Below are 11585 nucleotides of genomic sequence, written 5' to 3' on the forward strand. Positions count from 1 at the left end.
GGGGGAATCTTGCGCAGACAAGTGAAAAAGGCATGCGCGGCAACGATCGCCACGGCGGCCGCGGTAGCGCTTGCGGCGGGCATGACCAGCCCGGCGTCGGCGGATGCGGCACGCACGGCCGGCGCGCAGACGAGCAAGGCGCAACTCACACCCAAGCACACCATCACCCTGATCACCGGTGACCGCGTCACCGTCGACGCCAAGGGCCGGGTCGTCGGCCTGGAGCGGGCGAAGGGGCGCGAGCACATACCCGTCCAGATCCGGAAGACCAACGGGCACACGCTCGTGGTGCCGGCGGACGCGGTCCGGCTGGTCGCCGCCGGCAAGCTCGACCAGCGACTCTTCGACATCACCGAGCTCAACAAGTCCGCCACCCGCAAGTCCCAGGCGAAGGGACTGAAGGTCATCGTCGGCTACCAGGGGGCCGCCACGGCCGCCAAGGCCGACGTCCGGGACGCGGGCACCCTGCGGCGGAGCCTCACGACGCTCAACGCGGACGCCGTGCAGACACCGCAGAAGGAGACGCCCGAGCTCTGGGACGCCGTCACCAACGGTGACAGGACCGCCGCCGGCATCGCCCACGTGTGGCTCGACGGCGTCCGCAAGGCCAGCCTCGACAAGTCCGTGCCGCAGATCGGCGCCCCCAAGGCATGGGCGGCCGGTTACGACGGCAAGGGCGTAAAGATCGCCGTACTGGACACCGGTGTCGACGCGACCCACCCGGACCTCAAGACCCAGGTGATCGAGTCCAAGAACTTCTCCACCGCGGCCGACGCCACCGACCACTTCGGTCACGGCACGCACGTCGCGTCCATCGCGGCGGGCACCGGCGCCAAGTCCAACGGCAAGTACAAGGGCGTCGCGCCCGGCGCCAAGATCCTCAACGGCAAGGTCCTCGACGACACCGGCTCCGGTGACGACTCCGGCATCCTCGCCGGGATGGAGTGGGCGGCCGCGCAGGGCGCCGACGTCGTCAACCTCAGCCTCGGCGGCCAGGACACCCCGGAGATCGACCCGTTGGAGGCGGAGGTCAACAAGCTCTCCGCCGAGAAGGGCATGCTCTTCGCCATCGCCGCGGGCAACTCCGGTCCTGAGTCCATCGGCTCGCCGGGCAGCGCGGACGCCGCGCTCACCGTCGGCGCCGTCGACGACAAGGACAAGCTGGCCGACTTCTCCAGCACCGGCCCACGGGCCGGCGACGGTGCGATCAAGCCGGACGTCACCGCGCCCGGCGTGGACATCACGGCCGCCGCGGCCAAGGGCAGCGTCATCGACCAGGAGGTCGGCGAGAACCCGCCGGGCTACCTGACCATCTCCGGTACGTCGATGGCGACCCCGCATGTCGCGGGCGCCGCGGCGATCCTCAAGCAGGAGCACCCGAACTGGGGTTACGCCGAGCTGAAGGGCGCCCTCACGGGCTCCGCGAAGGGCGGCAAGTACACCCCGTTCCAGCAGGGTTCGGGCCGTATCCAGGTCGACAAGGCCATCAAGCAGACCGTGATCGCCGACCCGGTGTCGGTGAGCTTCGGCACGCAGCAGTGGCCGCACACCGACGACAAGCCGGTCACCAAGCAGCTGACGTACCGCAACCTCGGTACCAAGGACGTCACGCTGAAGCTGACCGCGGCGGCGACGAACCCGAAGGGGCAGGCCGCTCCGGCCGGCTTCTTCAAGCTGGCCGCCACCACGGTGACGGTCCCGGCGGGCGGCAAGGCATCCGTCGACATGAGCGTCAACACCAAGCTGGGCGGCACGCTCGACGGCGCCTACTCCGCGTACGTGACGGCGACGGGCGGCGGCCAGACCGTCCGCACGGCGGCCGCGGTGCAGCGCGAGGTCGAGTCGTACGACGTCAAGATCAAGCACATCGGGCGGGACGGGCAGCCGACCGCCGACTACAACACCCTCCTGTTCGGCTTCTCGGGCCTGGCCGAGGGCCGCGCCTACCAGGTGACCATCGCGGACTCCGGTACGACGACGATGCGGGTTCCCAAGGGCAACTACCTCCTGGACGCCTGGATCGCGAAGGACTTCGTCAACTTCGAGGGCGGACTGGACTGGCTGGTCCAGCCGAAGCTGAGCGTCACCAAGAACACCTCGGTGACGATCGACGCCCGCAAGACCAGGGCGGCCGACATCACCGTCCCGGACGCGCAGACGAAGCAGCAGCTCGGCGTGATCAGCTACATGTACGACACCGCGGGCGTCGGCTTCGGTGTCGGCCTCAAGTCCTTTGACGACGTACGCGTGGCGCCCCTCGGCGGCGACGTCTCCGGCCTGCACCAGACCTGGAGCGGCCAGTGGACGAAGGGTGCCGACGCCGAGTACGACGTGGCCACCAGCGCCGACGTCAAGAAGCTCCAGGGCGACAAGGTCCGCCACTTCAAGGCGAGCGAGCTCGCCACCGTGAAGAACAACCTCGGTTCCGGTGTCTCCGGCAAGACCGGGGCGATCACTCCGATGGGCTTCTTCCCCAACGACTTCACCTTCGGTACGGCGGTGGAGCAGAAGCTGCCGGGCACCCGCACGCTGTACCTGTCGACGTCCGACAAGATCCAGTGGACGTTCGACTTCTCGCAGTACAAGGGTACGGACGCGGACGGCTTCCCGATGTCGGAGGCCTATTACACGCTCGGTGACCCGCAGACCTTCAAGGCGGGCCAGAAGTACACGAAGACCTTCAACACGGCGGTCTTCGGCCCGCACCTGAACACGTACTACGGGCTCTTCCGTGACGGCAACAGCATCTACGGGTACGTGCCGCTGTTCTCCGACGGCGCCGGGCACGCCGGTTCCTCGGACTTCACCGCGGTCAGCACGAGTCTCTACCGCAACGGCGTCAAGGTGGGCACGAACGACGACCCGCTGTTCGGTGCGGAGGCGTTCACCGTCCCGGCGGGCGAGGCGTCGTACAAGCTGACCACCTCGGTCAAGCGCAGCGTCAAGGTCGCGGCGGCCTCCACCCGCATCGACGCGAGCTGGGAGTTCAAGTCCAAGAAGCCGTCCGGCAACTACGCCACCCTTCCGGCCTCCATGGTCCGCTTCAACGCGAAGACGGGCCTGGACAACCGTGTCGAGGCCGGCAAGACGGTCAAGATCCCGCTGACTGTCGAGGGCTCCGCGAAGGGCTCCAACCTGAAGTCCCTCGCGGTGTACGTGTCGTACGACTACGGCCAGACCTGGAAGAAGGTCACGGTCTCGGGCGGCAAGATCACCGTGAAGAACCCGGCGAAGGGGAAGGCCATCTCCTTCCACGCCAAGATCGCCGACAAGAAGGGCAACAAGTCGACGATCTCGATCTACAACGCGTACTACGGGAAGTGATCCGCAGAACGCACCAGCAGTAGGGGAAGGCCCGTCGGGAGCACCGCTTCCGGCGGGCCTTCCGCGCGGAGGTCCGGTGGACGAGGAGCGAGAACCGGGGGCGCCGGAACACGGTGGTCGCCGTTCGGCCGCGGACCCGGGCGGGTGCGGTCACGCCGAGTCGCAGCGCCCTCCTCACGAGACGGCCCCCCGACGCCGTACGAGAACCACCAGCACGGGCACCCCCACCAGCGCGGTCATGACACCCGCCGGCTCCTCCGCGGGGGCCCGCACCACCCGCCCCGCCACATCCGCCCCCACCAGCAACGCGGCCCCGAGCAACGCCGACAACGGCAGCACGCCCGGTGCCCGCCCGCCGTCGGCCCGCCGCCCCGGGCCGCGGTTTCTCCGGGTTCCTGGTAATGCCCAGCACGGTCAGCTCTCGGGCCCCCGGAAGGGCAGCTTCCGACGGCCGGCCGTGTTTGAGTGGCCGTATGACCACAGAGACCGTCGAGTACATCCGCTACCGCATCCCGGAAGACCGCTCGGCGGAGTTCCTGTCCGCCTACACGCACGCCTCGGTCCAGCTCGCGGCGGCCCCGCAGTGCGTCGACTACGAACTGGCGCGCTGCGAGGAGGACTTCGAGCACTTCGTCCTGCGGATCACCTGGACCTCCACCGAGGACCACCTGGAGGGCTTCCGGAAGTCGGAGCTGTTCCCGGACTTCCTGGCCGAGATCAGGCCGTACATCGAGAACATCGAGGAGATGCGCCACTACAAACCGACGACGGTCCGCGGCCGGGGGGCCGCCGTCCCCACCCTGTTCTCGTGGGCGGGCGGCGCGGAGGCCTTCGGACGGCTCACCACGGTGTTCTACGAGAAGGTCCTCGCCGACGACCTCCTGGCCCCGGTGTTCGAGGGACTGGCCCCCGAGCACGCCGAGCACGTCGCCCTGTGGCTCGCGGAGGTCTTCGGCGGCCCGACCGCCTACTCGGAGACCCAGGGCGGCCACGGCCACATGGTCGCCAAGCACCTGGGCCGCGACATCACCGAGCAGCAGCGCCGCCGCTGGGTGAATCTCATCCAGGACGCGGCCGACGAGGCCGGCCTGCCCACCGACCCGGAGTTCCGCTCGGCGTTCCTCGCCTACGTGGAGTGGGGCACCCGGCTCGCGGTCCACTTCTCGGGACCGGACGCCAAACCGCCGGCCGAGCAGCCCGTGCCGCGGTGGAACTGGGGGGCGGCACCCCCGTACCAGGGCTGAGTCGGCCCGGGTCAGGAGTGCGCGGACTCGCCCGCCCGGGTCGCGTCCGCGCCCCAGCTCGCCAGCAGCCGCAGCGCGTCGGCCGACGGGGAGCCCGGTTCCGCGTGGTAGGTGATCAGGGCCTGCTCGGTGCCGTCGGACAGCGGGAACGACTCGAAGTTCAAGGTCAGTTCGCCGACCAGCGGATGGCGGAGGTGCTTGACACCGAAGTTCTTCTCCTTGACGTCGTGCGTGGCCCACAGACGCCTGAACTCCTCGCTCTTGACGGAGAGTTCACCCACGAGAGCGGACAGCTGCGGATCGTCCGGATGGCAGCCCGCGTCCATCCGCAGATAGCTGACCACGTCGGTCGCCTTCTGCTCCCACGGCACGAACAGCTCGCGGTACTCCGGCCGCAGGAACACCAGCCGGGCCCAGTTGCGGTCCCGCGCCGGCAGCTCCGACCAGTCCCCGAAGAGCGCCGCGGCCAGCCGGTTCCAGGCGAGGATGTCCGAGCGCCGCCCCGAGACGTACGCCGGGACGTCGATCGAGTCCAGCAGCTGCCGGACCGACCCGCGCACCTGCTCGGCCCGTGCGGCCGGCTTCTTCTTGTGCTGCTTGGGCTTCGCCAGATGAGTGAGGTGCGCGTGCTCGGCGTCGGTCAGCCGGAGCGCCCGGGCGATCGAGCCCAGCACCTCCGTCGAGACGTTCCGCCCGTTGCCCTGCTCCAGGCGGGTGTAGTACGCCACGGAAACGCCCGCCAGCTGGGCCAGCTCCTCGCGGCGCAGTCCCGGCACCCTGCGGTGCCGCCCGAAGTCCGGCAGCCCCACGTCCTGAGGCTTCAGCCGGGCCCGCCGGGTACGCAGAAACTCGCTGAGCTCGGCGCGCCGGTCCAGTGAGCCGCTTCCGGGCAGTTCCTCGGCCATGTCGTCCATATGTCAAGTATTCACGGTCGTACGTTCAGCATCCTGTCCCCGCCAGTAGTAGGAACAGCAGACGTACGCAGAACGGTGGCCTGGGTGGATCGTGATTCGTCGGGCAGGCTGGAAGAGTGCCCGGACGGAGGACAGAAGGCAGCCGGGCACGCACCCCCTCGCTAGGAGAAACCCCGGCATGACCACTGTCGCCGCATACGCCGCCCCCGCCTCCAAGGCTCCCCTGGAGCGCACCACCATCGAGCGCCGGGCGGTCCGCGAGCACGACGTCCTGATCGACATCAAGTTCGCCGGCATCTGCCACTCCGACATCCACCAGGCCCAGGAGGGCTGGGGCGAGGCCATCTTCCCGATGGTCCCGGGCCACGAGATCGCGGGCATCGTCTCCGAGGTCGGCCCCGGAGTCACCAAGCACAAGGTCGGCGACCGCGTCGGCGTCGGCTGCATGGTCGACTCCTGCCGTGAGTGCGACAACTGCAAGGCCGGCCTGGAGCAGCACTGCACCCGCGGGAACGTCGGCACGTACAACTCCGTCGGCAAGGACGGCGAGCCCACCTACGGCGGCTACTCCGAGAAGGTCGTCGTCGACGAGAACTTCGTCGTCCGCATCCCCGAGGGCCTGGCCCTCGACGAGGCCGCGCCGCTGCTGTGCGCCGGCATCACCACGTACTCCCCGCTCAAGCGCTGGGGTGCCGCCCCCGGCAAGAAGGTCGCCGTGATCGGTCTGGGCGGCCTCGGCCACATGGGCGTCAAGATCGCGCACGCGCTGGGTGCCGAGGTCACCGTCCTCTCGCAGTCCCTGCGCAAGAAGGACGACGGCCTCAAGCTGGGCGCCGACCACTACTACGCGACCAGCGACGAGACCACCTTCAAGGAGCTGGCCGGTTCCTTCGACCTGATCCTCTCGACGGTCTCGGCGCCGCTCGACTTCGGCGCCTACCTGAGCCTGCTCAAGGCGAACGGCGCCCTCGTCAACGTCGGCGCCCCCGAGGAGCCGATCGCCCTGAACCTCTTCTCCCTCATCGGCGGCAGCAAGACCCTCGCCGGTTCGGCGATCGGCGGCATCGCCGAGACCCAGGAGATGCTGGACTTCTGCGCCGAGCACGGCATCGGCGCCGAGATCGAGCTGATCACCGCGTCGGAGATCAACGAGGCGTACGAGCGGGTCGTCAACAGCGACGTCCGCTACCGCTTCGTGATCGACACGGCGACGATCTGACACGCAGGGTGTGAGGGAGGGGCCCCGGTACGTCCTGTGCCGGGGTCTTTCGGCGTACGGCTCCGGCCTCGCACCGGGGTCCTTTCGTCACGGCCGCATGCCGGGGCCTCGGCTACGACTGCCGGTCGGCGCGCTTCGGCGTGCGGCTGGCTGCCGGGGCCCTTCATCTACGGCCGTCCGCTGGGCCCGTGAGCTACGGCTGTCTGTCGGGGCCGTTCGGCGTACGGCTGTCCGTCAGGGTTCTTCGGCCCGTGAGCGTCCACCGGACCCGTCAGCATACGGCCGTCCGTCGCCCCAGCAACCACAGCGATACGGCCCCCGACCAGCGAGGTCAGCGCCCCGACCGGGATCTCCGGCGGGAGCAGCAGAGTCCGTACGGCGAGATCGGCGGTGACCAGGACCACGGCACCGGTCAGCGCCGAGGACAGCAAGGGCAGTTGGGGCGTACGGGCAGCCGCCGGGCCGGCTGCGGCGAGGTCAGGCCCCGGTGGCGGTCGCGGCGAGCACCACCCCGAGCACGGGCGGCCCGAGCCGCACCCGGTCCACCCGCACGCCCCTCGTCCCGGTCGGGAGCTCGACGGCGTGACCCTCGACCACAGGGACACGACCGACGAGATCACGCCGCAGCACTACGCGTTCCTCGTCTCCGAGGCCGACTTCGACGCGATCTTCGCCGGGATCCGCGAAGCCGTTCGCGAGGCCTGACACGTCAATGCATTGAGCCCCTCCGATACGCCACCCCGTCATCATCCCCGGTCCGTGGGGGCGGCGGGTACGCGGGTTCCGCCCGTCTGATCGCGGCCGCGGCCAGGGGTGAAGCTCCCGTCCGTCCGGTCGGCTCCCCGAGCGATCTTGGGCCGGTTCCCGCAGGATGATGTTGGTTGCCCGGCCGACCGCCCGCGGGCAGCCGTTCCCATGCGCGGCGGTGCTCGCCCAGTCATCACTCAGGGAGCAGCTCATGGCAGTACCGGCGCTGTGTCGGCGTCCGGCATGGCTCCGCGGCGCCGGCTGATCGAGCCCACGGTCACCGAGCGGCGAGATACGCCGAACGGCGCCGCCTTTGACCGTGGTCCGAAGGGCCGTCGGCCTGTACGGCACGCACCGTGGCAGGGCCGAGCAGGCATGGGGCCACCGGTTCCCGGGCGGGCCCGTCGGGTTGACCGTGCCCATCAACGGAGAGGCTCACCGTGCGAATGACCGACATCCAGTGCTCTGAGGTCCGCCCCGGGCTCCTGGTCGAGTGGACGCTCGATGCGGCGGCGGCCGTCGAGACGGCGACGAACCTGCCCGAGGACTCCCGGCCGCCGTCGTATGCCCAGGAGACGCACGTCCGAACGGTTCGATCAGTGCGCGAAAACGGTCTGTTCATGCCCACCTGGCTCGGTACGGCATTCGACATGCCGGGCGGGGTCGATCTCCTCGTGCTGCAGGACGCACTACGGAGCTGGACTCTCCGGCACGAGACCTTGCGCAGCGGTTTCCGCCGGGTCGGCGACGAACTGCGCCGGTTCACCCTCGACGCCGATGCGGTGTCACTGCGTCGCGAGGTGGTCGGCGACTTCCCCGACGCGGAGGGACTGGCCCAGCACCTCCAGCACCGATTCGACGCAGAGACCTACGCACTCAGCTGGCCGAACTTCATCTACGCGGCGGTCGTCCGGGACGACTGCACAACCGTGTACATGGCCTTCGACCACAGCAACGTCGACTCGTACTCCATGCAGCGCATCCCCGCGGAGATCCACGAGCTGTGCATGGTGGGCGGCGCCGAGGACCGCGCCGTGGAGGAGACGCCGATCGGCAGCTACGTCGATTTCTGCGAGGTCGAGCGCACGGACGCGGACCAGATCGACGCCACGCACGAGGTCGTCGCACGCTGGCGGGGGTTCATAGGGCGGTGCGACGGGAAGCTGCCGAACTTTCCCGTCGACCTGGGCCTGGATCCCAGCGGCGAACTGCCCACGCAGCAGCTCCTGCACGAAATGATCGTGGGAGCCGACGACGCCGCCGCGTTCGAGACGTCCTGCCGGCCCTTCGGCGGGAGTATGGTCGGCATCCTGGCTGCCACAAGCCTCGTCGTCCACAAGATCGGTGGGGTGCCCGTCTACCGGACGGTTGTGCCGTTCCATACGAGGGCGAAGCCCGAATGGCGGGGCTCCGTGGGTTGGTACGTCGGCGGCGCGCCGATCGAGATTCCCGTTGCGCAGGCACCCGGCTTCCGGAGCGTCCTGGAGACCGTGCGCACCGAACTACGCGCCAACAGACCACTGGCCCGTATACCCAACGCCCGAGTACTGCGGCTGCTCGGCTCGGACTTCCACAAGACCTCGCCCGACATGTACTCGTTCGTCTCGTTCGTGGACGCCCGGGGCATCCACGGATCCGAGCGATGGGCCGAGTTGAAGGCGTACGGCCTGCTCCGGGTGTCGTACGGCGACAAGGTGTGCGCATGGTTCAACAGGCTGCATGAGGGTCTGTACTTCGCCTGCCGCTACCCCGACACCGACATCGCGCGCAAGAACATGCGGCTGTACGTCGAGCAGATGCGGCAAATCATCGTCTCGGTGGCCCGCAACGGCCTGGACGCGCCGTTCTGAAGCCCCTGCGCCTGCCGTAGGAAGCGGAACCGGACCGGCGGGAAGATGCTCCGCGAACCGGTTGTCCGGTGACGCTTCCCGCAAGACTGCGCAAGACTGCGTCCAGGTTCCTTTCGAAGTGCTCCAAACCGATGCCGAACTCCGCGATGCCCTGCCTTCCGTCCGGCCGCCGCCGACGGATTCGGGCTGTGAACCCGGCTTGACGACCCACGTCATCCGGTCCCGCTTCCCCACGGCGGGGAAACGGCCCTCGCGTGCGGCGGGCAGGCCGATCTCCGGCGCGTACGTCTGGTAGACGGTGATCGTGGACGCGGTGTGGAGTGCGCGGGTCCCGTGTGGTCGCGGTTCTTGCCTGGAGTACAGGGTGAGGCGGACGAGGATCACCCTTCCGGCGGCTTACGGACTGGGCGGACGGGTCCACAGGGTCACATCGCTGCTCGTCGCGACGGCGAGGGTGCGGCCGGAGGGGGAGAAGCCGACGGCCCGGAGTTCGGAGTAGTGGGAGTGGAAGATGTGCCAACATCGTTCGCCGTGCGGGTCGCGGTAGGGCATGCCGCTGCCGTGGGAGAGCAGGACACGTTCGTTCGGCCAGGACGGGGCGACGACCTCCACGTGCCAGCTGCCGGTGGCCGTGGTATGGAGGCCGCCGCCGTACAGCCCGGCGATGTGCACCCTGCTTCCGGCGACCGGTCCGAGGCCCGGGCAGGTCAGATCCGCGGCCGGGTCCGGCGTCTCGGGATCGGGGTCCCGGTCCCGCGCGATCCTCTCGCCTGTGACGGCGTCGAAGAGACCGTGACCGTCGGTCGAGACGACCATCACCAGGTCGTCGCCACTGTCGGGATGCGCCGCGAACCCGATCCCGAGCAGCCCTCCGACCGCGGCACACGACTCGAACACCGGCTGCCAGGGAGCAGGCGCGGGCACCACGGGCACGGCGAGCAAGCGATCACGCAAGTCCTGCTGATACGGCGAGAGTGCTGTCACCTCGCCATGGTCTCCTGCCCGACCGGGCGACCGTCCGCCGACCGGCGGGGCGAAGCGGCCGGTCGGACCGCGGGGCGACGCGGCCGGTCGAGCGGGGCCGGAATCGTGCGGAACCTTCGTGCGTTGAGGGGGGTGGGCACAGGATGCCGGTGGTGTGCGAGCAGAGTGGCCCGCCCGAATGACCGAGCCGACAGACAGGGAGGGCCGTAATGGCCGCGCAGACACAGAGGGCCGTGTTGGCGGGCGGATGCTTCTGGGGCATGGAGGAGTTGATCCGCCGCCTTCCAGGCGTGACGGGGACCCGGGTGGGATACACCGGGGGCGACGTGCCGAACGCGACGTACCGTAACCACGGCACGCACGCGGAGGCCATCGAGATCCTCTTCGACCCCGCGAAGACCGACTTCCGCACCCTCCTGGAGTTCTTCTTCCAGATCCACGACCCGAGCACCAAGAACCGCCAGGGCAACGACATCGGCCTCAGCTACCGCTCGGCGATCTACTACGTGGACGACGAGCAGAAGCGCATCGCCGAGGACACCATCGCGGACGTGGACGCCTCCGGCCTGTGGCCCGGAAAGGTCGTCACCGAGGTGGAGCCGGTCGGCCCCTTCTGGGAGGCCGAGCCCGAGCACCAGGACTACCTCCAGCGCTACCCGGACGGTTACACCTGCCACTTCCCGCGCCCGGGATGGCGGCTGCCCGCCCGCGCCGAGGGCTGACCGGCACGGGGTTGGCGAGAGGGTGCGCCCCTGGCCGGGGGCGCACCCACTGTCCATCCACTGGCCTACCGGGTGCCGTTCCCGGCGAACGTCCACACGGCACGGCTGCCCGGGCCGACGGTGAGGGTCGAGCGTCCGCCTCAGCCTGGCGTTGCAGTGTGCCCGGCCGCCTCAGCCCGGCGTGCACTTCAGGCCGGGGCCACCTGAGCCCGGGTCTGTCTGAGCCCGGCGTCTGTCTGAGCCCGGCGTCTGTCTGAGCCCGGCGTCCGCGTCAGCCCGGCGTCTGTCTGAGCCCGGCGTCTGCCTCAGCCCGGCGTCTGTCTGAGCCCGGCGTCTGCCTCAGCCCGGCGTCTGTCTGAGCCCGGCGTCTGCCTCAGCCCGGCGTCTGTCTGAGCCGGGCGTCCGTCTGAGCCCGGCGTCCGCCTCAGCCCGGCGTCTGCCTCAGCCCGGGTCTGTCTGAGCCCGCCGTGCACTGAGCCTGGCCTCAGACGCCATCCGCTTTCCGAACGTGATCGTTTGGTTCGGGGTGGGTGGGCATGAACTCCGGCTGGCGGCGGGAGAGATGGGCGTGGTTCGTCCGT

General features: G+C 69.6%; 9 protein-coding genes and 2 pseudogenes. 6 read left to right on the top strand and 5 right to left on the bottom strand.

Features of this window, described 5'->3' with window-relative positions:
- Positions 1 to 81: 81 nt before the first annotated feature.
- A complete protein-coding gene (locus tag ABZT06_RS20155; protein ID WP_355742272.1) occupies positions 82 to 3324 on the top strand; it encodes a S8 family peptidase in 3243 nt (1080 codons plus the stop codon).
- A 174-nt stretch (positions 3325 to 3498) separates the two neighbouring features.
- Here the strand turns inward: ABZT06_RS20155 and ABZT06_RS20160 are convergent, their stop codons facing one another.
- Positions 3499 to 3663, bottom strand: a complete 165-nt coding sequence (locus ABZT06_RS20160) for an iron chelate uptake ABC transporter family permease subunit (RefSeq protein ID WP_355742189.1) — start codon at positions 3661 to 3663, stop codon at positions 3499 to 3501.
- 134 nt (positions 3664 to 3797) lie between these two features.
- On the opposite strand from ABZT06_RS20160, the gene ABZT06_RS20165 reads away from it, so the two are divergent.
- Positions 3798 to 4568: an antibiotic biosynthesis monooxygenase gene (locus ABZT06_RS20165; protein ID WP_355742192.1), complete on the top strand. Its 771-nt coding sequence runs from the start codon at positions 3798 to 3800 to the stop codon at positions 4566 to 4568.
- A gap of 11 nt (positions 4569 to 4579) precedes the next feature.
- Here ABZT06_RS20165 and ABZT06_RS20170 read toward each other — a convergent pair whose 3' ends face one another.
- Positions 4580 to 5482, bottom strand: coding sequence for a helix-turn-helix transcriptional regulator (locus tag ABZT06_RS20170; protein WP_355742195.1), 903 nt, complete (start codon positions 5480 to 5482; stop codon positions 4580 to 4582).
- A 178-nt stretch (positions 5483 to 5660) separates the two neighbouring features.
- On the opposite strand from ABZT06_RS20170, the gene ABZT06_RS20175 reads away from it, so the two are divergent.
- A complete protein-coding gene (locus ABZT06_RS20175) occupies positions 5661 to 6701 on the top strand; it encodes an NAD(P)-dependent alcohol dehydrogenase (protein WP_355742198.1) in 1041 nt (346 codons plus the stop codon).
- 167 nt (positions 6702 to 6868) lie between these two features.
- Here ABZT06_RS20175 and ABZT06_RS20180 read toward each other — a convergent pair whose 3' ends face one another.
- The gene (locus ABZT06_RS20180) at positions 6869 to 7321 is read right to left on the bottom strand and encodes an iron chelate uptake ABC transporter family permease subunit (protein WP_355742275.1); all 453 of its coding nucleotides are present in this window, start codon (positions 7319 to 7321) and stop codon (positions 6869 to 6871) included.
- Between ABZT06_RS20180 and ABZT06_RS20185 the strand changes: the two are divergent.
- Both ABZT06_RS20185 and ABZT06_RS20190 read left to right on the top strand, forming a co-directional pair.
- Positions 7278 to 7391, top strand: a pseudogene (locus ABZT06_RS20185) (VOC family protein); the annotation flags it as partial. The gene ABZT06_RS20180 and the pseudogene ABZT06_RS20185 sit on opposite strands and share 44 nt — an antisense overlap.
- 503 nt (positions 7392 to 7894) lie before the next feature.
- Positions 7895 to 9298: a condensation domain-containing protein gene (locus ABZT06_RS20190; protein ID WP_355742201.1), complete on the top strand. Its 1404-nt coding sequence runs from the start codon at positions 7895 to 7897 to the stop codon at positions 9296 to 9298.
- Positions 9299 to 9493: 195 nt separating this feature from the next.
- On the opposite strand, the pseudogene ABZT06_RS20195 reads toward ABZT06_RS20190, so the two are convergent.
- Positions 9494 to 9661 (bottom strand): annotated as a pseudogene (locus tag ABZT06_RS20195) (DUF4291 family protein); the annotation flags it as partial.
- Positions 9662 to 9694: 33 nt separating this feature from the next.
- Positions 9695 to 10282 carry a hypothetical protein gene (locus ABZT06_RS20200; RefSeq protein ID WP_355742204.1) on the bottom strand — a complete coding sequence of 196 codons (588 nt, stop codon included), beginning with the start codon at positions 10280 to 10282 and terminating at the stop codon, positions 9695 to 9697.
- Positions 10283 to 10491: 209 nt separating this feature from the next.
- Here ABZT06_RS20200 and msrA point away from each other — a divergent pair, with 209 nt between their 5' ends.
- A complete protein-coding gene (msrA, locus tag ABZT06_RS20205; protein ID WP_355742207.1) occupies positions 10492 to 11004 on the top strand; it encodes a peptide-methionine (S)-S-oxide reductase MsrA in 513 nt (170 codons plus the stop codon).
- Positions 11005 to 11585 lie beyond the last annotated feature (581 nt).

Source organism: Streptomyces sp. NPDC005483 (assembly GCF_040606035.1).
Lineage (GTDB): Bacteria > Actinomycetota > Actinomycetes > Streptomycetales > Streptomycetaceae > Streptomyces.

What these genes read in the sequence shown, in the direction of transcription:
- ABZT06_RS20155 (WP_355742272.1), top strand. Translation starts at nt 82, where the DNA reads ATGACCAGCCCGGCGTCGGCGGATGCGGCACGCACGGCCGGCGCGCAG.
- ABZT06_RS20165 (WP_355742192.1), top strand. Translation starts at nt 3,798, where the DNA reads ATGACCACAGAGACCGTCGAGTACATCCGCTACCGCATCCCGGAAGAC.
- ABZT06_RS20170 (WP_355742195.1), bottom strand. Translation starts at nt 5,482, where the DNA reads ATGGACGACATGGCCGAGGAACTGCCCGGAAGCGGCTCACTGGACCGG.
- ABZT06_RS20175 (WP_355742198.1), top strand. Translation starts at nt 5,661, where the DNA reads ATGACCACTGTCGCCGCATACGCCGCCCCCGCCTCCAAGGCTCCCCTG.
- ABZT06_RS20190 (WP_355742201.1), top strand. Translation starts at nt 7,895, where the DNA reads ATGACCGACATCCAGTGCTCTGAGGTCCGCCCCGGGCTCCTGGTCGAG.
- msrA (WP_355742207.1), top strand. Translation starts at nt 10,492, where the DNA reads ATGGCCGCGCAGACACAGAGGGCCGTGTTGGCGGGCGGATGCTTCTGG.